Source organism: Thalassospira sp. SN3W (assembly GCF_038070535.1).
Taxonomy (GTDB): Bacteria; Pseudomonadota; Alphaproteobacteria; order Rhodospirillales; family Thalassospiraceae; genus Thalassospira; species Thalassospira xiamenensis.
Genome location: NZ_CP121124.1, coordinates 1,637,338 through 1,660,706, shown reverse-complemented (window position 1 = coordinate 1,660,706; position 23,369 = coordinate 1,637,338). Strand labels below are relative to the sequence as shown.

Sequence of the window (23,369 nt, the reverse complement as noted above, 5' to 3'; positions counted from 1 at the left end):
GACATGGAAATCATATTAGATATCAGGAAACAACCAGATGACTGCCCAACAACGTATCGCTTTTCAGGGAATGCACGGTGCCTACTCCGATCAGGCAGCGCGGCGCGCCTTTCCGGGTGCGACGACCGTACCTTGCCGGACGTTTGAGGGCGCATTTGGTGCATTGCGCGATGGTGATGTCGATCTGGCAGTGATCCCGATTGATAACACTCTGGCCGGTCGTGTGGCGGATGTTCACCACATTTTGCCTGACTCCGGAGCGCATATCATTGGCGAGACGTTCCTGCGCATCAACCACGCGCTTGTCGCAGTTCCCGGTGCCAGGATTTCGGATATCAAGGAAATCCGAAGCCACGTTCACGCGCTGGGCCAGTGCCGTAAAATCCGTCAGGAACTTGGCGTGAATACCGTTGTCGGGCCAGATACGGCAGGCTGCGCAAAGGAAGTGGCCGATCTGGGCGATAAAAGCATTGCTGCGATTGCTCCGGTTCTGGCAGCAGAGATTTATGGCCTTGATGTGCTGCGCACCGAGGTCGAAGATGCGGCACATAATACGACCCGTTTCATCATTCTGGCGCGCGAGCCGCTTGATATCGCCAATGACGGCACGCCGGTAGTGACAAGCTTTGTCTTCCGCGTCCGTAACGTTGCGGCGGCCCTTTACAAGGCGCTTGGCGGTTTTGCGACCAATGGGATCAACATGACCAAGCTTGAAAGCTATATGGTCGAGGGACATTTCACCGCAACCCAGTTCTTTGCCGAGGTCGAAGCCCATCCAGAACAGCTTGGTCTGCGCCATGCGCTTGAAGAACTTCAGTTCTTCTCGCACGAGGTCCGGATTTTGGGTGTTTACCCGTCTCATTCCTTCCGTCGGGAAAATGATCTTCCCGCCGAATAGATCGGCTTAGATCCTTTTCGATAAAGAAAACGGGCCATTTCCTGCGAAATGGCCCGTTTTGCTTAAGCCTCATCCGTTTTGTTTGAGGCTATTTTCTTCGCAGCGATCAATTCTCAGCCTGCTTGATCAGATCGTTCGAGAAGCGGTGAATGATCTGTGTCAGTTCCGAAGACCGCGACGAAAGTTCTTCGGACGCGTTGCGCAGATCGCCCGCATGGGTGGTTGTGCTTTGCGCGTTCTTCATGGTTTGATCGACACTATACGAAATCTGTTTGACGCCATCCGCACTGCGATTGGCATTGCCCGCGATTTCCTGTGTGGCTGCGCCCTGTTCTTCAATTGCCGCCGCAATGGCGGTTGACGCAGACCGGACCTGATCAATGGTTTCCGACACGCGCGAAATACCCGTAACCGCACGCTCGGTGCCTTCGACGATGCCGTTGATCTGGGCCGCGATTTCCTCGGTCGCGCGCCCGGTCTGGGTGGCAAGGTTTTTGACTTCGCTTGCGACCACCGCAAAGCCCTTGCCCGCATCACCTGCACGGGCGGCTTCGATGGTTGCGTTCAGGGCCAAGAGGTTGGTCTGGCCCGCGATGTCGTTAATCAGGCTGACGATTTCCTTGATTTTATCAACGGCTTCGGACAGGCCGCCAACATCGTCAGAGGCGCTTTGGCTTTCATGCGTTGCGCGTTCGACAGTGTTTGACATCTGAGAAATCTGAACGTTGATTTCCGTGATCGAGGAAGAAAGTTCCTCGGTCGCGGCGGCAACCGCGTCAACATTCTGTGACACGGACCCGGCGGCAGATGCGACCTGCTGGCTTTGATCAAGAATGCCTTCGGCGTTGTGTGACATACTAACTGCAAGTTCACCGCTGCGTTTAACCGATTGGTCAACGGCACCGGCAATACCACCAACTTCGCTCTCGAGTTTTTTGGCGATGTTGCGGATATTGGTGCGCCGTTCTTCTTCGGCTCTCTGTTTCTGGATGGCGGCGTCTTTTTCAAGCTGCTGGGCCTGCGCGGATTTGTCACGCAGGGCAAGAACGCCAGATGCCATGTCGCCGATTTCGGTAAAGTTGGAATCCGTCTCAACTGGTGCCTGATAATTGCCTTCGGCAATTGTCGCGATCGAACGGTTCAGGCCGACGATGCTTTTGGTGATACGGGTGCCGACGAACCAGGACAACACGCCGGCGATGACGATCGCGATCACAGAGATAATAGCGATACGTTGCATCACAGACTGAAATTCTGCGGCGACGTCATCCATATAGACGCCAGCACCTAATGCCCAGTTCCAGCCCGGAATCGGGCGAACATATGCGGCCTTTTCGACCAATGTATCGCCCATGCCTGGTTTTTTGGTTTCATAGGTTATCACGCCACCACCGGCCTTGGCGGTTTTGACGATCATCTGGCGCACTTTGCTGTCGGGGTTGCATTTGCCGACATCTTCGGGGCTGAGCGGATCAAGAACCATGCAATGGTTATAATCGGTGGCGTATATGTAGTTCTCCCCATCAAAGCGATACGCATTGAGCAATGAAAGCACTTCTGCCTTGGCGGCGTTTTCATCCATATCGCCCGCTTTGACCTTGGCAATATATGAATCAACGATCGTTACCGCACCCTCGGTCAGATGTTCGATCTGTTCGAACTTACCGTTACGCAGGCTGCTTTGATAATTCAAAGCGACTGTCGCGATAATCGCTAGAAGTGTCAGCAGGCAGATGGCCGGGATCGAAAAAATCCCCGTAACAACCCGAAAACGCATATTTCTTCCCCTTACGCGTTATTTAAGCGACCGATAATGCACACAAATTAGGCATGCATAGATTAATTCCGCGTTACATATGGGAATGGTGAATGCGTTTTTGCATGGCTGCCCGGCGCAGGGATTGATTGACTTTGTTTCGGGGGGCATGTATCACCCCGTTCATTCCTTCGCTTGTAGGGCAGATTGAGCTGTCAGGAACTGTGTGAAAAGGCGAGGGCGGCGATGACGTGATGACGTCATGGCCTCATCATATGCCTCTCATGCAGGGTCCGAAGCAGCGGCTTGATCGCCGTGCACCGGTCGCTATTGCTGTCGAGCAGGCACATCATGGCGCGAACATGGCGCCGACCGGATTTTGAAGGACTTTCCTTTATGACTAATTTTGAAGGGCTCAACCTTATCGAGCCCCTGCTGCGCAACGTTGAAGCTTCTGGTTTCACCGCACCGACCGAGATTCAGGCAAAAACCATTCCGGCTTTGCTTGAGGGTCGTGACCTGATGGGGATTTCCCAGACGGGCGGTGGTAAAACCGCTGCATTCTGCCTTCCGCTGTTGCAGCGCCTTGCCGAAAACCCGAAACGCCCGGCACCGGGCCAGCCGCGCGCGCTTATTCTTGCGCCGACGCGTGAACTGGTAAACCAGATCGGTCAGTGCCTGCGTGATTTCAAAAAAGGCATTCGCCTGTTCTCTTCTGTTGTTTACGGTGGCTCGCCGATGGGTCCGCAGATTCAGGAACTGCGCCGTGGTGTTGACATTCTGGTTGCGACCCCGGGTCGTCTGCTTGACCATATGTCACGCAATACCATTCGTTTTGATGACATCGAAGTCTTCATTCTCGACGAAGCCGACCGTATGCTCGATATGGGCTTCTCGGAAGACGTTCTGACCGTTGCCGAAGTGCTGCCGCGTGATCACCAGACGGTGATGTTCTCGGCAACCATGCCGCCAGCTGTCAAACATCTGACCGACCGTTTGCTGAACAATCCGGTTAAGGTTGAAACCGCGCCGCAGTCCAGCGTGACCGAGCGTGTGACCCAGCGCGGCATGTTCGTGAAACGTCACGACAAGACCTCGCTTCTGGTTCAGTTGCTGAAACGTCAGGAAAGCGAACGCGTTCTGGTTTTCACCAAAACCAAAGCCGATGCGGACGAGCTTTCGTTCCAACTGCGCGATGAAGGTGTCGATACCGACGCCATCCATGGTGACAAGCAGCAGCGTATTCGCCAGAAAATCCTGCGTAACTTCCGTAATGGTCAGTTCCCGGTCCTGATTGCAACTGACGTTGCAGCACGTGGGATTGACGTTCCGGGCATCACGCATGTCATCAACTATGACCTGCCGACCGATCCGGAAAACTATGTGCACCGCATTGGCCGTACCGGTCGCGGCAGTGCCGAAGGCATCGCGATTTCGTTCTGCGAACCGCGTGACGTTCGTCATCTGCGCAACATCGAACGGGTGATCGGCCAGCAGGTCGAGATCGACGAAGATCATGAATTCCATTCGGCTCCTCCGGTCCGTTCGTCGGGCGGCGGCGGTCGCGATGGTGCTCGTGGTGGTCGCGGCGGATTTGGCGGCGGGCGTGATGGCGGTCGTGGCCGTGGTGGTTTCGGCGGCGGTCGTGATGGTGGTCGCGATGCTGGCCGTGGTGGTCGCGGTGGATTTGCTGGTGGCCGTGATGGTGCCCGCGACGGTGCCCGTTCATTCGGTGGTCCACGTCGTGCCGAAGGCGACCGTGATGGTGTACGCCGTTTCGAAGGGGATCGCGAAGGCGGTCGGGCTTTTGGTGGTGATCGTGACGGTGGTCGTGATGGCGGCCGTCGTTTTGGCCAGTCAGATCAGCCGCGTGGTGATCGCGGTGGTGATCGTCCGGCCCGTTCGGATCGCAATGACCGCGGTGGTGACCGTTTTGATCGCAAGCCGCGCTTTGATCGCGCTGCTGCCGACCAGCGCCCTGATCGTGCAGAGCGTTCTGATCGTACCGAGCGCACGGACCGTGGCACCAACTTCCGCCCGCGTGGCGAAGGTGCACCGGCACGTGATGGCGAGCGTCGTTTTGCTGACAAACCACGTAGCGAACGCGGTTTCAAAAATCGAGATCGTGATACCCGCGGTCGTGATTTCAGTGATCGTCCGCGCCGTGCCGAAGGTGGTCGTGGTGAAGTCCGTGGTGGAAACCAGGGCATGAAGCGCCGTTCCGCCTAAGTCATTTTGCCTTTTTCTTTCCGCCTTTTGCTGAAAGTTCCGGGCAATCTGAAGATTTTAAAAGAAGCCTCCGCTTTGCGGGGGCTTTTTTGATTTCAGTATCATCCAGCGGTTGGTGTGCGATTGTGGTAATGTGCGAAAAAACACATACCGGATGGTGAATATGCTCGTGAGTCTCCTTACATTACTCATAAAATAATCGACGCTGCGAGATTGGTGATGCGGTTGGAGAGTGATGGATATGCAGTTGATGACCCGGACAGGGTATTTAGCGTCCATTTGCGTTGCTGGTTTAATCGCAGCAAACATTGCCCATGCCAAGGACGCCTCACAGAATTTTGCGGTCGATAATGGTGGCGTGCGGGATTGCAACCATTTGATTGCATCGGGAAACCCGGATTACCCACCCTATCTTTGGCCAGCCGACGATGGTTCTGGTCATCTTATTGGTGCGGCTGCTGAATTCCTGCAGCGGGTTGGTGATGCCGCGGGCATTAACATTGAAGTCGTCAATACCGGTAGTTGGGGGCGTGTGCAGCAGCACATGCGTGAGGGTGGCATCGATATGATCGCAGGTGCCTTCTTTACGGTGCCGCGACTTGAATACATGGATTATTTTTATCCGGCATTCCAGGGAACGCGTACGGTCATCTGGACCAAAGCCAACATTGATATCAATTATCGCCAATGGTCGGATCTGCGCGGGCTTGAGGGGCTTACAGTCATCAACAACAGTTTCGGGCAGGAATTCGACAGCTATGCGGCCCAAAACCTGACAATTCGGGAAGTTCCAAGCCTTGAACAAGGTTTGAAGATGCTGGATCGTAATCGCGGAGAATATCTGATTTACGAAGAGTTCCCCGGCAAAGCTTTTGCTGCGCGGGAAAAGATTGACGATATTCGCAGCTATGACATCGCCGTAAGCGAAGAAAGCCTGTATCTGACCATGTCGCATAAGTCGCCCTGCAATACCGGCGCGATGCGTGGCCGTATCGCTCAGGCACTTTTCAAGCTTGTGGGCGACGGCGTGATGGATGAAATGCTCGAAGCCAGCATCGCCCGCTGGAGCACTGGCACAAACTGACTCCCGATGAGTTGATATAAAGTTGAAAACCGGCCTTTTGCCTGTTGTGATCATAAATAGGTATAGTGATGCGGATTTTGATTTGACGTTTACGTTAACGTAAACTACAACAGATTTGCTTCATAACCCGTGATGACCGGTGCTCGATATACTGAACCGGCATGACTGCAGGCAGGACAGGACCGCAAGATGGCACAGTTTGAGCCGCAAAATCCGAACTATGATGCTGAAGTCCGGCATCGGTTTTCTCAGCAGCCCTACAATCTTTCGATTGGGGCCGAGGTCGTTGATGTGAAGCCGGGGCGGGTCGAGATTGTCGTGCCGTCACGCGCGGATCTGATCCAGCATAACGGCTATTTTCATGGTGGCCTGATCGCCGGTCTGGCCGACATCGCGGGCGGTTTTGCTGGATGGAGCCTCGTTGCCGAAGATCAGGGCATGCTGACCATCGAATACAAGCTTAACATCGTCGCGCCGGGCATGGGCGATCAGTTGCGCGCGGTTGGCGAGGTGGTTTCACGCGGTCGGTCGATCATTGTCACCCGCATCGATGTCTTTGGTATGAGGAATAGTGAGCCGGTTCTGTGTGCGACGTCGCTTCAGACGCTCAAGGTCATGAAGCTGCCGCCGGAATTATTAAGTAACGCTGCATAATCGGTTTGATTATTCACTTTTATCAAAAAATCAAAACACCCAGGGCAGGAATAGTAAAATGGCATTTTTCGACTTTCCCGGATTGAAATTTGATCTCGGCGAGACCGCAGAAGCGATCCGCGAAACCGTTTCATCTTTCGCCGAGGCAGAAATCGCGCCGCGCGCGGCCGAGATTGATGAAAAAAATGAATTCCCCAATGATCTGTGGCGCAAATTTGGCGATCTTGGTCTGCTGGGTATGACAGTCCCCGAGGAAGATGGCGGTACCGGTCTTGGCTATCTTGAACATGTGATTGCCATGGAAGAAATCAGCCGCGCATCGGCATCGGTTGCACTTTCCTATGGTGCGCATTCAAACCTGTGCGTCAATCAGATCAAACGCAATGCCAATGCCGAGCAAAAGGCAAAGTACCTGCCAAAGTTGATGAGTGGTGAACATGTCGGTGCGCTTGCCATGAGCGAACCGGGATCCGGTTCCGATGTGGTGTCGATGAAATTGCGGGCGGAAAAAAAAGGTGACCGTTTCATCCTGAATGGCAACAAGATGTGGATCACCAATGGTCCGGATGCCGATACGCTGGTGGTTTATGCCAAAACGGATATGGATGCCGGGCCCAAGGGTATTACGGCATTTATTATCGAAAAGGGTTTCAAGGGTTTCTCGACGGCGCAGAAGCTCGATAAACTGGGGATGCGGGGGTCAAACACCTGCGAACTGGTGTTTCAGGATTGCGAAGTACCCGATGAAAATATCCTTGGGAATTTGAATGGCGGCGTTCGTGTTTTGATGAGCGGCCTTGATTATGAGCGTGTCGTTCTGGCCGCCGGACCGACCGGCATCATGCGGGCCTGCATGGACGTGGTCGTGCCCTATATTCATGAACGCAAACAATTCGGCAGGGCGATCGGTGAATTCCAGCTGATGCAGGGCAAGATGGCCGATATGTACACCACAATGAATGCCTGCCGGGCCTATGTTTACGAGGTCGCCAAGGCATGTGATCGTGGTGAAACATCACGCAAGGACGCGGCAGGAGTGATCCTTTATGCTGCCGAAAAAGCGACCTGGATGGCGCTTGAAGCCATTCAGACGCTGGGTGGTAATGGTTATATCAATGAATACCCGACGGGGCGTTTGCTGCGCGATGCCAAGCTTTACGAGATTGGCGCAGGCACCAGCGAAATTCGCCGCATGTTGATTGGCCGCGAACTTTTCGGCGAAACCGCCTAATCCCCATATTTGGAATACAGGATCAGATCCATGAGCAATTCAGTCCCCATCGTTATCGTTTCCTGTGCCAGAACCCCGATGGGCGGCCTGCAGGGGGATTTCGCAACCGTTACCGCATCCGAACTGGGCGGCGTTGCCATCAAGGCCGCGCTTGAGCATGGCCGTGTTGCTGCCGAAGATGTTGACGAAGTCATTATGGGTAACGTTCTGCCCGCTGGTCAGGGACAGGCTCCGGCGCGTCAGGCCGCATGGAAGGCGGGTATCCCGCGTTCTGCCGGTGCAACCACGATCAACAAGATGTGCGGATCGGGCATGAAGGCCGTGATGTTTGCCCATGATACGCTGGTCGCCGGAGGCGCCAATGTCATGGTGGTGGGCGGCATGGAAAGCATGACCAATGCGCCGTTCCTGCTTCCGAAAATGCGGTCGGGTCACAAATACGGTCATGACATGGTTTATGACCATATGGCGCTGGATGGGCTGGAAGATGCATATGACAAGGGCCGTTCGATGGGCACTTTTGCCGAGGCAACAGCCGAAAAATACGGCTTTACCCGCAAAGCGCAGGACGACTATGCCATCACGTCGCTGACTCGTGCGCAGAATGCTGCCAAGTCAGGCCATTTTGCTGATGAAATTGCCCCGGTGACATATGCCACCCGTAATGGCGAGGTTACCATTGATGCCGATGAACAGCCGCCCAAGGCCAAGCCGGAAAAAATCCCGACCTTGCGCCCGGCATTCGCCAAGGACGGCACAGTAACCGCGGCCCATTCGGCATCGATTTCCGATGGGGCGGCGGCTCTTGTCATGATGCGCGCGTCGGAAGCAGAAAAGCGCGGGCTTAAGCCGCTTGCCAAAATCGTTGGTCAGTCTACCCACGCCCAAGAACCTTGCTGGTTCACGACCGCTCCGATTGATGCGATCAAAAAGGTGCTGGGCAAAACCGGCTGGTCCAAGGACGATGTTGATCTGTGGGAAATCAACGAAGCCTTCGCCGTGGTGGCGATGGCCGCCATCCGTGATCTGGAACTTGATCACGGCAAGGTTAATGTCCATGGCGGTGCCTGTGCGCTGGGCCATCCGATAGGTGCCACCGGTGCGCGGTTGTTGGTGACCCTGATCCATGCGCTTAAAACCCATGGCGGGACCAAGGGCGTGGCGTCGCTTTGCATTGGTGGCGGTGAGGCCACGGCGGTCGCCATCGAGCTGCTTTAAGTTTTTGGTAAATTATGTGAACGAAGTTACGCCCCTGTGATCGGAGGGTTCGGCTTTCTGATGACAGAAAACCGTGATCCTGCTATCGGAATTGCGGTTTTGGCGCAGGGGCGAGACTGCTTGCGCGACACCAACACCAAGGTATCATAGTCAAGGGACAGCCATGCAAGATGTGTTGAGCCTGGCGGCGCAAAATCTTCTGTCGCCCATCGTACTTTTCTTTGTTCTGGGGGTGGGGGCTGCCCTTGCGCGATCCGATCTGACGATCCCCGAAGCCGTGGCCAAAGGGATATCGCTTTATCTTCTGTTTGCCATTGGCTTCAAGGGCGGGGTTGCGGTCTCAAATAACGGGATCGACCTGACCTTGGGTATGACCCTGATGGCAGGTGTGATCCTGTCCTTCGTTCTGCCCTTTATCGCCTTTGGCCTTTTGCGGTGGATATCGCAACTCAGCCGGACAGATGCCGCCGCCGTTGCCGGGCATTATGGCTCGATCTCGATCGTGACGTTTGTTGCGGCGACCTCGGTCCTGCAAAGTTCCGGCATTGTGGCAGAGGGTTACATGGTTGCTGTCGCGGCGGCCATGGAGGCACCGGCTATTTTTTCGGCCCTGTTGCTTGTGTCATCGGGCGGTAAGGGGCGGATGGATGGTGCGCTGATCCGTGAAATCCTGCTCAATGGTTCCATCGTTTTGCTTGTCGGCAGTTTCTTTATCGGCTGGATCACCGGGGCTGAGGGCATGGCAAAGATCGAGGCGCTGATTGTTTCACCCTTCCAGGGGGTTCTTTGCCTGTTTCTGCTTGATATGGGGCTGGTTGCGGGGCGTGGGCTTAAACAGGGTCGTGCCGTGCTGCGTGCGGGGCCACTGGCCTTTGGTGTGATGATGCCGGTGATCGGCTCCTGCCTTGGTCTGGTATTTGCGTTGCTGATCGGCCTGTCACTGGGGGGGACAGTGCTGTTGATGGTTCTGGCCGCCTCGGCAAGTTATATCGCGGTGCCTGCGGCCATGCGTGTCGCCCTGCCAGAGGCCAATCCGTCGGTCTATCTTACGCTGTCGCTTGGCGTGACGTTCCCCTTCAACCTGACGCTTGGTATTCCGCTTTATCTTGCGATGGCCAGCGCCGTTCACGGAGGTTAATCCCATGGAAAAGCATGATGCCAAACGCGTGGCGATCATTATCGAAGCCATTATGGAGAGCCGCCTGCGCCAGGCGCTTGAGGGGGCGGGGGTTACCGGCTTTTCCGTGCTGCCGGTGCTTGGTGGATCGGGGCGGTCAGGCAGCTGGAGCCGCGACGATACCGTGTCGCGCGGCGGCGGCATGGTTCAGGTGATCTGTATTATCCGCCCGGAGAAGCTTGACCGGATGCTTGAAGCCGCGTTCGAGGTGGTGGATCGTCATATCGGCGTTGTCACGATCAGTGACTGTCAGGTGCTACGCGCGGATCGTTTCTAGAAACGTCAGGGTTTGGTTGTCTGCGAAACAAAGGAGATCGCGCGTTTAGAATGGTTCAAAAGGTCTGAATGGGGACTATCAACTTGGGCAATTTGGTCCTATTTTGTCGGCAGCGTTATGACAGAATAGGGAACTTCGCGAGATGTCAAAGCCAACCGTTGATCGGATGCTTGCCGGGTTCAAGAGCTTTAAGGCGATGTATTATGATCAGCGCCCGGAACGCGTCGAGGACCTGGTCAATATGGGCCAGCGCCCGGAAGTTCTTCTGATTGCCTGTTCTGATTCCCGCGTTGATCCAGCCATCCTGACCAATGCCGAACCGGGCGAGATGTTTGTCATCCGTAACGTGGCAAACCTTGTTCCGCCCTATGAGCCCGATGAGAATTACCACGGGACGTCGTCGGCGATCGAATTTGCGGTGCGTGATCTCAAGGTCAGGGACATCGTCATTCTGGGCCATTCGGCGTGCGGTGGCATGGAGGCTCTGGTCGAGCACGGCGAAGCGGGCAAGGTGCCGGACCGCGACTTTATCGGCGAGTGGGTCAGCATTGCGAAATGCTGTCTGGAGCATGGCCCGGATGTCGACAAGGTATCGCGTCATTCGATCCGTAACTCGCTGCAAAACCTGATGTCGTTCCCGTTCATCAAGGAACGGGTCGAAGCCGGCGACCTCAAGCTGCATGGCTGGTGGTACGGCATGAAAGAAGGAATCCTGTGGCGCTTTGATGCCGAGCAGGACAAATTTGTTCAGGGCGAAGAATAGGCCCGGCCTGATGAAAACGATCTTCTGATCGCATGGCCGGTGCATCGCCCAATTGGGAGGGTGGCCGCCATGCGGTTGGAAGAACATCAGATCATGGTGCGCGATACCGCGCGCGAGTTCGCCGAAAATGAACTCAAACCTCATGCCGCAAAATGGGACATCCACCATACCTTTCCGGCCGAAGCGATTGCCGGATTGGGAGAACTTGGCTTTTTGGGCATGCTGGTGCCCGAAGAATATGGCGGGGCGGGCATGGATCACGTCGCCTATGCGCTGGCACTCGAAGAAATAGCTGCTGGCGATGGGGCAACCTCCACCATCATGTCGGTGCATAATTCGGTCGGGTGTATGCCGATCCTGAAATTCGGTACCGAAGATCAGAAAGAAAAATATCTGGTCCCGATGGCGCGTGGCGAAAAGATCGGCGCATTTTGCCTGACCGAGCCGCAGGCAGGCTCGGATGCCAGTTCCTTGCGCACGCGTGCCGTGCGCGATGGCGATGACTGGATTATCAACGGCTCCAAACAATTCATCACGTCCGGCAGTGAGGGTGATGTAGCGATTGTCTTTGCCGTTACAGACCCGGAAGCTGGTAAACGCGGTATTTCGGCCTTCATCGTGCCAACCGATACGCCGGGCTATGTCGTTTCGCGGGTCGAGGAAAAGCTTGGCCAGAATGCATCGGACACCTGCCAGATCACCTTTGTCGAATGCCGGGTGCCCGGTGAAAACATGCTGGGTGAAGAAGGGCAAGGCTATAAAATCGCACTAGCGAACCTTGAAGGCGGGCGCATCGGCATTGCGGCCCAGTCGGTCGGCATGGCACGCGCGGCGTTCGAGGCGGCCCGCGATTACGCCAATGAACGTGAAACGTTCGGCAAAAAGATCATCGAACATCAGGCGGTGGCATTTCGCCTTGCCGATATGGCGACCAAAATCGATGCGGCCCGGTTGCTGGTCCATCGTGCTGCCGAACTTCGCGACGATCACAAACCCTGTTTGACCGAGGCCTGCATGGCCAAGATGTTCGCATCCGAAATCGCCGAAGAAGTCTGTTCGGCAGCAATCCAGATTCATGGCGGATACGGCTATCTGAAGGACTTCCCGGTCGAACGCATCTATCGTGATGTCCGGGTTTGCCAGATTTATGAGGGCACATCCGATATCCAGCGCATGGTGATCGCGCGATCACTGGCCGATTAAGTGCCGGGTGGTGGGCCAAATCGATCTAGATAGCGTTCGGCACGGGGCAGCGCGTTGTGAAGAAACTGATCGGGTTCGCGCAACCAGAGGCCTTTGATTTCCTTTGATTTTTGCTCCGATATCAGAACGTTGCGAGGTAGCAGGGTAAGTTCGGCGTTCCATCTCGGCCAGCGTTGCCTTGCCCGCTTGAAATAATGGGCGATCAGGTCGGTACGTTTGCTGTAACCATGATAATCGAACGCCCACTCGTTCCAGATGACGATGATATGGTTGCCGGTATAATCTTCAGACGGCCGGAGCCAGAGTGGTTGCATCGTGCTTGTTGCGTGTTGTTCAAGAAAGGCGTGTGCGAGAATGTGACAGGCACCGCAAGCAAAAAAGACCCTGTCGGGCAGGTTCCAGCGTTTGACAGGATCGGATTTGCAGTAATCTGCGGTACGGGGCTGATACATTCCTGTGTTCCGGGTCTATTTTCCGGGAAGCAGATTGTGTTTGTCGAGCAATCGGCGGAACTGATGATAATTCAGGCCAAGCTGTTTGGCAGCTTCGGTCTGATTGTTGGCATTGTTTGCCAGTGCCTTCTCCAGAAGGCGAATTTCAAAGGCTGCGACTTCTGATTTGAAGTCTGTGTTGGCACCGTCTCCTGATATCGGGGTTTCGGTCTTGGTTGGTTCGGTTTTGCTCCCGGTTTCGCTCCAGATGCCCGCAAACGGATCAAGAACGATATGCACAAGCGGATTTTCATCATCTTCAGCCAGATAAAGGCTGCGTTCAACTACGTTGCGCAATTCGCGGACATTACCCGGCCATGAATGGCTAAGGAGTTGTCGGGCGGCGGCAGGGGTAAACCCGGCAAAGACCGAACGGGACAGGCGTTTGGTCATTTCAAGCGCAAATTGTTCGGCCAACGGCAGGATGTCATCGGGCCGTTCGCGTAGCGGCGGTACGGCAATGACATCAAAAGCCAATCGGTCGAGCAGGTCGGCGCGAAACTTCCCGGTTTTGGCCAATTCGCGCAGATTTTCATTTGTCACACCAATGACGCGGGCATCAACTTCGATCACCTCGGAGCCGCCAACACGTTCAATCTCGCCATATTCAACAACGCGCAGGAGTTTTTCCTGCACCATTGGGCTGGCGGTGGCGATTTCATCGAGAATGATGGTGCCGCCATGCGCGCGTTCAAATCGCCCGACATGACGTTTGGTTGCCCCGGTAAACGCGCCTGCTTCGTGACCAAACAACTCGGTATCAAGCAGGCTTTCGGACAGGGCCGCGCAATTGACCTTGACCAGCGGGCCGCCCCAGCGATGGGACAGATAGTGCAGGCGTGAAGCAATCAGTTCCTTGCCCGATCCCCGTTCCCCGATCACAAGGCATGGCCGTTCAATCGGTGCCAGACGTGAAACATGTTCAAGGGCGGCCAGAAAAACGGGGTCTTCGCCCAATATCGGTTGCAAGCTATCCATTTCGCGAAAAACGTTATCGAAAAAAGACAAAATTGTCGCGATAAAAGTTAATTGGATAAGGCGGGTGATTCTAAGTCATTGATTTTATTGGATGTCAAAACTGGCACGGCATTTGAAATAGAGAGATCAGAATTTTTGCGTCCCCCGTATTTTTAAGGAGATCAGACAATGGGCGTGTTTTCGCGTTTGTCCGATATCGTAAATGCCAATATCAACTCGCTTCTGGATCGTGCCGAAGATCCGGAGAAAATGGTTCGGTTGATGATCCAGGAAATGGAAGATACCCTGGTTGAAGTCCGTTCCGCCGCGGTCAAGGCGATTGCCGATAAGAAAGAAGTCGAGCGCAAGCTCAAGAAGCTTCATGACGGTCAGATTGAGTGGGAAGGCAAAGCGGAATTTGCCATTTCCAAAGGCCGTGACGATCTGGCGAAAGGTGCGCTGATGGCGCGTCGCCGTCTGGCCGATCAGAGCATCGTGCTGGAGCGCGAGCTTGAAGTGATCGAGGAAACGCTTGGCAAGTTTGACGATGACTTGAACAAGCTTCAGAGCAAGCTTAACGAAGCCAAGGGTAAGCAGCGTGCGGTTGAAATCCGCATGCAGACTGCCGAAAAGCGTGTCAAGATGCGCGAAAAGCTGCATTCGGGTCAGATCGATGAAGCATTGCTGCGCTATGAGCAGATGGAACGCCGCATTGACGAGCTTGAGGCCGGTGCGGACTCCTGGGATCTTGGTCGCGGGCAGAGCCTTGAAGAACAGTTCGAAGACCTTGAAGCCGAGCTTGGGATCGAGGACGATCTGAAAGAGCTTAAAGCACGGGTCAAGAAAGACAAATAATCAGCGGTTCGCGTGTTTCGATGCGATAAGCTGCAACAAAGGTTGAGCTGACAAAGATGTGGGCGATTGCTGTACCGTTAATTGTGTTTGTTGTCGTTGTCGGCCCTGTTTGGGTTGTGTTTCACTACATAACACTTTGGAAACGGATGAAAGCCGAACAGCAAAAATCCAGTCCGGAACAGGTGGCGAAGGAAAAGGAAATCGTCGCCACGCTCAAAGGCCGGGCAGAACGCCTTGAAAATCGTGTCGAAACACTTGAACGCCTGTTGGATGCCGAGGTTGCCGAATGGAGGAACAGGATATGACTGCACAGCAAGCTGCTGCCGGTGCCGGCTATCAGCGCGGTCAAAATAAACATCGTCATGGCGGTTGCCGTTTCCGGCGTGAGGGCCAGGACGGCAAGGAGTGCGGTGGCGTCATTCGCCGCACGACCCGGGGAATTGCCGAAAAGTTTGGTATCCCGCGCAAAGGTGTGCTGATCGCCTTTATCCTGATCCTGATTTTCAGCTTCCCTGTCGGTGTGATGCTGTTCGCCCTTGCGTGGGCCTATGTGCATCATCCGGAATGGTTTGATGGTCTGCGCGGCAAGTTTCGCGGGGCCGGTCGGACGGGGTCGTATAATGCCTCGACCGCGCATACCGACGCGCCAGAAGAGCGCCCGACCATGGGTGTCGATTTCGAAGAGCCCTGGATGGAAGACCTTCGCGAGAAATTCGATGACCTTGAACGCCGGACCGGTTCAATGGAAGGTTACGTTGCTTCCGGTGATTACCGGCTGGCATCGGAACTTGAAAAGATGAAAAAAGACGATGCCAGCGGCAAGAAAGACGCCGATGGCAGCGACGATGATGCTTCGACCTCCCCCAACGATAAAGCGTAGTCGATGCTGCGATGACATCGGTATCAATCCCCCCTGCTTCGCAGTGATATTGAGTTATCCCGCAGCTTCACCTTTCGAGCCGGACCTGTTTCTACGGGTTCGGTTTCTTTTTTTGTTTTTGTTCGTGATCGCAACTATTTGCTGAAAAATAACCAAATAGCATTTATCACTATACCTAATTTAAAGGTTTTCTGACTAGCTTGGTGTCCTCTGGCGATATCTGGCGGGAAAGCCTGCCAGCAAAACGGGGGGTGATATGGCGGCCATGATCGAACATCCGGGCGAACAGGATTTTCTGCATCGGTTGATGCTTGATAATCCGTGGTGGGATGGCATCACCGATGATCTGGTTCATGATCTGCCGCAGCGTGCGTTTTTCAAACGGTTCTGGGCCGCAATTGAAAAAAACGACGGAACAAAGGCCGTTGTTTTAACCGGGCCGCGTGGGGTGGGTAAGACCGTCATGTTGCGGCAGGCCGTTGCCGAATTGCTTAATGCCGATACACCACGTCGACATGTTTGCTATATCTCGCTTGAGCACCCGCTGTTTCTTGAAATCGATTTGCCGCGACTGCCAAAAATACTCCGTTCCATGCGGGGTATATCGGCAGATCATCCGCTTTGGCTGTTTATCGACGAGGTGTCCTATCAGCGCGATTGGGAAGACCGGGTTGCAAAATTGCTGGTGGCGGACCCGATGTTGCGCGTGGTTGCGGTTAGTGCGTTGGCACCCAATCCAAACGCGCTTGGTCATATTCAAAGCCTGTTTTTACCGCCTTTCAGTTTCGCCGAATATCTTGAGCAGCGCGGGATCGCGCCGTCAGACGTCTTGCCGCAAACACCCAATGTCGGGCGCTATACCGCCGATATTCCCGATGGCCTGATCGAGCTTAACGACCTGTTCGAAGCCTATATCAACGAAGGCGGTTTCCATGATCGTGACGGCGAGGCGGGGGCAATCCATCGATCGCTTCATTCCGATCTTCCCGGGTTGCACGGCATTTCAAATCCATCGGATTTGCACCGTCTGTTTGTGTTGCTGGCCTATAACACCGGTGCGGAATTCTCGATCGAGACATTGGCGCGGGAACTTGATATCGCCAAAAATACGCTACGCCGTTATCTTGAGTATCTTGAAAGTGCATGGCTGGTGCGCAGGCTGGAACGTGTCGATCAGGATGCAAAACCGTTTCAGCGCGCGGTGGCATTTAAGGTCCATCTGATTCACCCCGGGCTTCGCGCCGGATTGATCGGTGCCAAGGCCGCGGACAGTGCGACAATTACCCGACTGGCGGAAACCGCGATCCAGACCCAGTTCCTGACGTCGAGTGTCGGGCTTGAAAGCCTTTATTACGCGCGTTGGGGGCATTACGAGGTGCCGTTCGTTTTCCTTGACCGGCGAAGCGGAACACCGCTTTTTGCCTATCACTGCCTATGGCGTGATGAAGGCATTCGAAAGCCCAAGGAAATCCGTGCATTGGTCAATTTCCGCACCAGTCATGCCTTGCCACTAGGGGCATTCGTCCTGACCAAGGCGCAATGGCATGGCGGTAAAATCGGTGGCGTGCCAATGCGTTTTGAACCTGCGAGTGTCCTTGCACTTCGGATCGGGTTGGAATTCTCGCAGCTTTGAACGGCGTCACAGTGCTGGGTTGATGGCGTCTGTTCCGGGCAGTATGCCGCAGCCCTGATGGTGGCGGCAGGAACTGCTAGGACAAGGCAAAGGAGGTCGTTTATGACGACACTTTCAAAGCTCTCCCATACTTTTGTCGCCGTGATCCTGGTGGTTTGCGGGCTGTTGATGATCAATGCCACATCCGCGATGGCTCAGGTCGCGTGCCCGGTCGGTGTGATCACAAATGCGGGGCTGCCCGACATCAATGGCGATCACGTTTTCTGTGGCGAGATAAACAGCAAAGGCAAGGCTGTCGGTTTCCATTCACGTCCCGGCGGAAACAATCCTGCGGGTGGGGGGATAACGAATGTTGTGATCACCCAGCCAGCGAACCCGATGGGAATTTACAATATATCCTTTCAAAAGAACGGGGTTCAGAAGTCGATTTCGACAATGTTCCCCGACAGCTGTTCCCAGGATGAGGTTGTGAACTCCATCCTTTATGCGGAAGCCAATCAGGAAGCCTGTCCTGCCGGAGCACCCGGCTGGGTGGTCTGCGGGAAAAATCGACCAGATCCGGTGATGGCTACACAGGGGCCGTATTGCGAAGGTGACGACGATTCAAACCGTTTCTACATCGCGGTTGGGGTCAATGGCGGAAACATCAACACCGCGTTCCCGCTGCGTTAACCGTGAAATGTGAGGCTTGAAAATGGCAGGCGGTGAAATGATGGTACCCGATTGGCCCGGCAGGATTGTTGGCGATGAAGGGCATGATCGCATCGCTGCCTGTCTTGTTCTGGATATTCAGAATGCGCCGGAATGGGCGCAAATCGTGCTTGATCGGGTTGATGCCATCATCAATGGCAGTGAAGACCATTGGGAGATGGCAATGAATGCCTATATCTTAAAAATGGGTCCGGCAATTTGCGAAATTGCCCCGGCATATGAAGAGCAGTGCGAAGAGATTGTCTGGGTCCCGTCTTTGGAATTTCGTGCTGCTCTGGTCGCATGGATAAAACAGATAGATCAATCAACAGGTTAACCAGCCGATAAACAATATCATCAATGCTGGCACCAAATTTGACGTTTTGTGGGGACAAAGTCGTGACTTCAGGGTTTTGGCGGCGTTTGGTGCCGGTATTATTTCTGCTGCTTGTCGCAGTATCGGTGCCGTCGGCGGCATATGCCGAGGAAAAAAACGAGCCCGATGAGCCGCTTGTCAAATTTTTGCGGCAATATGTCGAGCAGGCCGGTTTGCCGGGGGCAGTAATCGGCATTGGTTATGGTGACGGTCAGATGCGCTTTGCCGCAACCGGGTATGCGTCGGTAAATCCCGACACAGGCATGACGCGCGAAAGGCAATTCTATATCGGGTCGCTGACCAAAATGATGACGGCGGTGGTTGTGTTGCAGTTGGCATCTGAAAAGCGGATCGACCTTTCCGATCCGATTGCCAAATGGCTTCCTGCGGAATTCCGCGACAAGATTGCCAATGCCAATGTTGCGACCGTTCGTGATCTTTTGCGCAATAGTTCAGGCATTCCCGATTATCTGGATGGGGAATTTTTCTTTGAGCTGGTCGGGCGCGATCCCCAGCATGGATGGCGTAATCGCGAATTGCTGCCGCTGATTGCGGGCCGTGAAGCACATTTCAAGCCCGGCACCCAATATAACCCGTCCAACAGCAACTATATCCTGCTGGGTGTCCTGATAGAACAGGTCGAAGGCGATCACATCGAAGCGGTGTTCAATCGACGGATTTTTGAGCCAGCCGAAATGCGCAATACATCCTTTGGCCGGTATCCGCGCCCCGATGATCTTGCGCGCGGCTTTGATGACGCCAATGGGGATGGCAAGCTTGAGGATGTGACCGATTTTGATGTCGGCGATCAGCTTTCAGATGGCGGGGTGATTTCAACCGCAGAAGATCTTTTGAAATTTGGCCGGGCGCTGTTTGCGGATGGTATTTTGCTGGGCGCGAACGCGCTGGAGCGGGCCACGACGGATACATTGTTCGCCGGCGAAGGTTCCTATGGCTATGGCATGATGATCGGCAAAACCGATTGGGGACCTGTTTGGGGGCATGACGGGGTTTATTTCGGTTATTCTGCGGAATTTTCGTGGTTCCCCAAACAGGATGTCGCGATTGTTTTCTTGTCCAATGGGCGCGCGTTGAACGAGGTGCTACCTGTAACGGGCCTGCTGTTGTCGGGCCTGTTTGGCAAGGCGCAATAGATCAGTGCAATTTAAATAATTGAAACTAATCGATTAATTTTTCATCGCGAGCATGCGGGAGGATATTTATGCTTACAGCGCATAACTGATAGGATTATAATAGTTAGAATCCTATCTAATTTCTCTGTTATGCTTTGCGTCATGGAAAACAATGATCTTGATACCCCTTATCTGAGTCTTGGAAGCACGTTGATGCGCGTCGCGCGTTGCTGGCGTCGCGAGATCGACAGCACATTGCAATCGCACGGCTTGTCTCAAACCATGGTGATGCCCCTGATTGTTCTCAATCGGGCTGCCGGTCCCGTACGGCAGGGTTTGATTGCGGATGAAATCGGCGTCGAAGGCCCGTCTCTTGTGCGGGTTATTGATGTGCTAGAACGCGACGGACTTATTTCGCGTGTTTGCGATCTGAGCGACCGGCGCGCCAAAATGGTTGCACTAACGGCAGCAGGTAAAGACAAAGCCGCCGAGATCGAGATCATTCTTGCCGATATCCGCAACGAACTCACGGCCGATATCGACCCCGAAAGTCTTGCGACCACTCTTGATGTCATGCAGCAATTGCTTGGCAAACTGGCGCAACGCGGTGGCGACGCTTAGGGTGCGGGGAATAAGATGTTTGCAAATATTCTTGCCCTGCGTCCCAAAGGTGCTGACTGGCTGTTTTCGGCAAAAACGTTTGCTGCGGCGGTTCTTGCATTGTTCATTGCGCTGGCCTTTGATCTTGATCGGCCTGTCTGGGCGATGGCAACGGTCTATATCGTTGCCCATCCTTTGTCCGGTGTTCTGGCGTCCAAGGCACTTTATCGTGTGATCGGAACGATCATTGGGGCGGTTGCGGCGATTGTAATGGTGCCCAATCTTGTGAATGCGCCGGTTTTGCTATCGCTTGCGCTCGCACTTTGGGTTGGGGGCTGCCTTTATCTTTCCCGACTGGACCGGACGCCCAAAAGCTACCTTTTCATGCTGGCGGGCTATACCGCGGCGATTGTCGGTTTTCCGTGCGTAACGGACCCCGGGATTATTTTTGATACGGCCGTTGCGCGCGTCCAGGAAATTTCGCTTGGCATCATTTGTGCCACACTGGTCAGTCATATCATTTTCCCACGCCATGTCGGCCCGGTCGTCGCGGCACGGATTGATGGCTGGATGGGCGATATTGCCGACCTGGCAAAGCTAAGCTTTGATGCTGGTTCTGATCCTGAAAAATTGCATCAGGACCGGACACGCATCGCGGCAGATATTGGTGAATTGCACGGGCTTTCTGTTCATCTGGGATATGAAAAGTCCCGATTTGCTGGGCGAACCCGCCAATTGCAAGCCCTGCAAAGCGCGATAGCCGCTCTTCTGCCTGTGTTTTTCGCCGTTCATGACAGAATAACCGCGCTTGTCGATTACAGTGGGAGCATCCCCAAAGATTTGCGGGCCATTCTTGATGATGTGGGGATCCATATGGCAACCGGCCACTACGATGGTTCGTCAGCGCAGGCGCTTCATGCGCGAATTGCCGCATATGGTGCCGAGTTTTCGAATGCATCGGAATGGGATGGCCTGTTGCAGCTTAATCTTTGTAATCGTCTGCATCGGCTTTTGAATTTTTATTCCGATTGCTGCCGATTGTGGGATGGGGTGCGTGTCGACAATGTTCCAGTCGACGTCGTGGATCGCTGGCGCGATAGCGCGCAGGAGCGGGCTTTGCATCGCGATTACGGTGTTGCGTTCCGGTCCGGTATGACGGCGGTGATTGCAACCTTGCTTGTATGCGGTTTCTGGATCATGACGGCATGGCCTGCAGGCGGGACGGCGGCGATGATGGCAGCAGTCGGTGCCAGTATCATGTCGTTCCTTGATAATCCGGTTCCGGCCTTGAAGGGCTTCATCCGTTATACCGCGATGGCAATTGTTGTCGTGATTATCTACAGCCTTGCGATTCTGCCCGGCATTGATGGCTTCCCGCTTCTTGTTATGGCGTTTGCACCCTATTTCCTTTTGCTGGGGGTGTTGATGACTTCCCCGCAGACATACGGGTTTGGTCTGGCGATGCTGGTCAATGTCGTGATGATCCTGAATGTCGATACCAGTTACAGCAGCGACTTTGCCACCCTGCTCGATAGCGGTCTGGCATCGCTTGCCGGTTTTGCTGTCGCGGCACTTGTTACGGCCTTTGTGCGCAGCGTGACAGTCGATGCCAGCATTCGGCGACTGGTGATGTCAAACTGGCGCGACATTAGTGCTATTGCGCGCGGGACGCTCCGTTTGCCGCGCATGGTGATGATCCGCCGTTTACTGGATCGGCAGGGTTTGATTTTGCCCAGATTGGCATTGGCACCAGACCATCGCGATACTTTGATCCGGTCAATGCCGGAGGTCTCGATTGCTGCCAGCATTTATGACCTGCATCGTTTCAAGGCGCTGGCGGATCAAAGGATCGCGACCAAACTGGATGTGGTTTTGCGAAACATGGCGCGTCATTTTGACAATCGCCGTCGAGATTTTGGCGCACTGCCCGATCCTGTGATCCTTGATGAAGTCGATAATATCCTGCGTGAAGTCGTGGCAATTTCACCCACACCGCTTCGCGCTAAATTGCTGATCCCTCTGATTGCGCTGCGCCGTGCCTTATGCCGCGCGGGCGCACCGGTGCTGGATCGCTCGGCAGATAAGGCATTCGTCTCCGATCTGCCACCCCTGATCGGAGAAACCGCATGATCAATCCGATGATCGATGTTTACGGCGTGTTTGTACCCGCCTTTCTGATAATGGCGCTTGGCGCCTGGTTCTGCCTGAAAGTGCTGCATGTCGGCCTTGCGCGGATCGGTTTTTACAAGATAACCGCGCATCCCGCTTTAACGGATCTGGCCCTGTTCGTGCTGATCCTGACGGCACTTTCGGCTCTGTTTGTTCAATAGGTGACGATGTGAAACCGACTTTTGCCAATTTCCTTCGCGTTCTGGTGACGCTTGTTCTTGTTCTGGCGGCATCTGCTGGCGGTTATCAGCTTTATGATTACTACATGAATTCTCCTTGGACCCGGGATGGGCGGGTCAGTGCCGACGTTGTGGCAATTGCGCCGGACATCGCCGGGCTGGTCAGTGAGGTAAATGTCACCGACAACCAGATTGTTCATGCCGGGGATTTGCTGTTTTCCATTGATCCCGCCCGTTATCAGGTGGCCGTTGATCAGGCGCAGGCGAAGCTTGAAAGTGCCATTGCCGCACGTGATCAGGCCAAGCGTGAAGTGAAACGCTACCGGGGGCTTGATAGCGACGTTGTTTCGCGTCAGAAAAAAGAACAGGTTGCGACCAATCTCGCGACCGCACAGGCAGATATGGATCTGGCCAAGGCCGATCTTGACCTTGCGGTTTTGAATCTGGCACGTACCAAGGTTGTTGCCCCGGTTGATGGCATCCTGACGAATTTCTCGTTACGTCGGGGGAACTATGTTGGTGCAGGGCAGGCGATTGCTGCCCTGGTCGATAGCCAGTCATTTTATGTGGCGGGTTATTTCGAAGAAACCAAACTGCCGCGTATCGCAATCGGCGATCAGGTCGAAGTCCGTTTGATGGGTGAAGATAACGCTATCTACGGCCATGTTGTCAGCATCGCAGGTGGTATTCAGGATAGTGAACGGTCGGGCGCAGGGGGGAACCTTGCAAATGTCAAACCGACCTTTAGCTGGGTCCGTCTGGCGCAGCGCGTACCGGTGCGGGTTTCGCTTGATAACGTCCCTGAAAATGTCCGGCTGGTTGCGGGGCGCAGTGCGACGGTGACGGTGATGGAGGCACGTGGTGCGACTTTCCCGAGCCTTTGATGCATGGGATTTTTAGGTCATTTTCTGATCGG

24 protein-coding genes are annotated in these 23,369 nt (G+C 54.6%); 21 read left to right on the top strand and 3 right to left on the bottom strand.

The genetic code is table 11. The annotated features are described in order from the left end of the window. Positions 1-37: 37 nt before the first annotated feature. Entirely contained in the window at positions 38-898 is an 861-nt protein-coding gene (locus tag P8T57_RS07365; protein ID WP_007088803.1) for a prephenate dehydratase, read from the top strand. Between the two features lie 106 nt (positions 899-1,004). Here the strand turns inward: P8T57_RS07365 and P8T57_RS07360 are convergent, their stop codons facing one another. Continuing rightward, complete coding sequence (locus P8T57_RS07360; protein ID WP_037987623.1) at positions 1,005-2,675, bottom strand: methyl-accepting chemotaxis protein; 1,671 nt, start codon at positions 2,673-2,675, stop codon at positions 1,005-1,007. Positions 2,676-3,050: 375 nt separating this feature from the next. Between P8T57_RS07360 and P8T57_RS07355 the strand changes: the two genes are divergently transcribed. The 9 genes from P8T57_RS07355 (at position 3,051) to P8T57_RS07315 (ending at position 12,490) form a co-directional block, all read left to right on the top strand. Continuing rightward, positions 3,051-4,883, top strand: a complete 1,833-nt coding sequence (locus P8T57_RS07355) for a DEAD/DEAH box helicase (RefSeq protein ID WP_341365036.1) — start codon at positions 3,051-3,053, stop codon at positions 4,881-4,883. 250 nt (positions 4,884-5,133) lie between these two features. Beyond that, complete coding sequence (locus P8T57_RS07350; protein ID WP_341365035.1) at positions 5,134-5,967, top strand: transporter substrate-binding domain-containing protein; 834 nt, start codon at positions 5,134-5,136, stop codon at positions 5,965-5,967. Positions 5,968-6,156: 189 nt separating this feature from the next. After that, positions 6,157-6,621: a PaaI family thioesterase gene (locus tag P8T57_RS07345; protein ID WP_007088807.1), complete on the top strand. Its 465-nt coding sequence runs from the start codon at positions 6,157-6,159 to the stop codon at positions 6,619-6,621. Positions 6,622-6,679: 58 nt separating this feature from the next. Beyond that, positions 6,680-7,852, top strand: coding sequence for an isovaleryl-CoA dehydrogenase (locus P8T57_RS07340; RefSeq protein ID WP_341365034.1), 1,173 nt, complete (start codon positions 6,680-6,682; stop codon positions 7,850-7,852). A gap of 30 nt (positions 7,853-7,882) precedes the next feature. Further along, a complete protein-coding gene (locus tag P8T57_RS07335; protein ID WP_341365033.1) occupies positions 7,883-9,070 on the top strand; it encodes an acetyl-CoA C-acyltransferase in 1,188 nt (395 codons plus the stop codon). A gap of 163 nt (positions 9,071-9,233) precedes the next feature. Further along, entirely contained in the window at positions 9,234-10,208 is a 975-nt protein-coding gene (locus P8T57_RS07330) for a sodium-dependent bicarbonate transport family permease (protein WP_007088810.1), read from the top strand. Positions 10,209-10,212: 4 nt separating this feature from the next. Continuing rightward, complete coding sequence (locus tag P8T57_RS07325) at positions 10,213-10,524, top strand: hypothetical protein (protein ID WP_007088811.1); 312 nt, start codon at positions 10,213-10,215, stop codon at positions 10,522-10,524. A gap of 142 nt (positions 10,525-10,666) precedes the next feature. Beyond that, positions 10,667-11,287 (top strand): carbonic anhydrase, encoded by a 621-nt coding sequence (locus P8T57_RS07320; RefSeq protein WP_007088812.1) that lies wholly within the window; start codon positions 10,667-10,669, stop codon positions 11,285-11,287. Between the two features lie 69 nt (positions 11,288-11,356). Further along, a complete protein-coding gene (locus P8T57_RS07315) occupies positions 11,357-12,490 on the top strand; it encodes an acyl-CoA dehydrogenase (RefSeq protein WP_114095116.1) in 1,134 nt (377 codons plus the stop codon). Here P8T57_RS07315 and P8T57_RS07310 read toward each other — a convergent pair. After that, complete coding sequence (locus P8T57_RS07310) at positions 12,487-12,942, bottom strand: hypothetical protein (RefSeq protein ID WP_341365032.1); 456 nt, start codon at positions 12,940-12,942, stop codon at positions 12,487-12,489. The genes P8T57_RS07315 and P8T57_RS07310 overlap by 4 nt on opposite strands. Before the next feature lie 15 nt (positions 12,943-12,957). Continuing rightward, positions 12,958-13,959 (bottom strand): phage shock protein operon transcriptional activator, encoded by a 1,002-nt coding sequence (gene pspF / locus P8T57_RS07305; RefSeq protein WP_341365031.1) that lies wholly within the window; start codon positions 13,957-13,959, stop codon positions 12,958-12,960. Positions 13,960-14,127: 168 nt separating this feature from the next. On the opposite strand from pspF, the gene pspA reads away from it, so the two are divergent. From pspA to P8T57_RS07250, 11 genes are all read left to right on the top strand, one after another. Beyond that, on the top strand, positions 14,128-14,793 hold the full coding sequence (pspA, locus tag P8T57_RS07300; RefSeq protein ID WP_007088816.1) for a phage shock protein PspA: 666 nt from the start codon (positions 14,128-14,130) through the stop codon (positions 14,791-14,793). Between the two features lie 56 nt (positions 14,794-14,849). After that, a complete protein-coding gene (pspB, locus tag P8T57_RS07295; RefSeq protein ID WP_007088817.1) occupies positions 14,850-15,098 on the top strand; it encodes an envelope stress response membrane protein PspB in 249 nt (82 codons plus the stop codon). Further along, entirely contained in the window at positions 15,095-15,673 is a 579-nt protein-coding gene (locus P8T57_RS07290; protein ID WP_341365030.1) for a PspC domain-containing protein, read from the top strand. The genes pspB and P8T57_RS07290 overlap by 4 nt, the downstream gene beginning before the upstream one ends. A 256-nt stretch (positions 15,674-15,929) precedes the next feature. Then, a complete protein-coding gene (locus P8T57_RS07285; protein WP_037987631.1) occupies positions 15,930-17,306 on the top strand; it encodes an AAA family ATPase in 1,377 nt (458 codons plus the stop codon). 57 nt (positions 17,307-17,363) lie between these two features. Next, positions 17,364-17,978 carry an EndoU domain-containing protein gene (locus tag P8T57_RS07280; protein WP_341365029.1) on the top strand — a complete coding sequence of 205 codons (615 nt, stop codon included), beginning with the start codon at positions 17,364-17,366 and terminating at the stop codon, positions 17,976-17,978. 22 nt (positions 17,979-18,000) lie between these two features. Continuing rightward, positions 18,001-18,333, top strand: a complete 333-nt coding sequence (locus tag P8T57_RS07275) for a hypothetical protein (RefSeq protein ID WP_341365028.1) — start codon at positions 18,001-18,003, stop codon at positions 18,331-18,333. Between the two features lie 62 nt (positions 18,334-18,395). Further along, positions 18,396-19,526, top strand: coding sequence for a serine hydrolase domain-containing protein (locus P8T57_RS07270; RefSeq protein ID WP_341365027.1), 1,131 nt, complete (start codon positions 18,396-18,398; stop codon positions 19,524-19,526). Between the two features lie 141 nt (positions 19,527-19,667). After that, positions 19,668-20,126, top strand: a complete 459-nt coding sequence (locus P8T57_RS07265) for a MarR family transcriptional regulator (RefSeq protein ID WP_341365026.1) — start codon at positions 19,668-19,670, stop codon at positions 20,124-20,126. 15 nt (positions 20,127-20,141) lie between these two features. Continuing rightward, a complete protein-coding gene (locus P8T57_RS07260; RefSeq protein ID WP_341365025.1) occupies positions 20,142-22,235 on the top strand; it encodes an FUSC family protein in 2,094 nt (697 codons plus the stop codon). Beyond that, positions 22,232-22,435 carry a DUF1656 domain-containing protein gene (locus P8T57_RS07255; protein ID WP_007088825.1) on the top strand — a complete coding sequence of 68 codons (204 nt, stop codon included), beginning with the start codon at positions 22,232-22,234 and terminating at the stop codon, positions 22,433-22,435. The genes P8T57_RS07260 and P8T57_RS07255 overlap by 4 nt, the downstream gene beginning before the upstream one ends. An 8-nt stretch (positions 22,436-22,443) precedes the next feature. Further along, positions 22,444-23,337 carry an HlyD family secretion protein gene (locus P8T57_RS07250; RefSeq protein ID WP_341365024.1) on the top strand — a complete coding sequence of 298 codons (894 nt, stop codon included), beginning with the start codon at positions 22,444-22,446 and terminating at the stop codon, positions 23,335-23,337. Positions 23,338-23,369 lie beyond the last annotated feature (32 nt).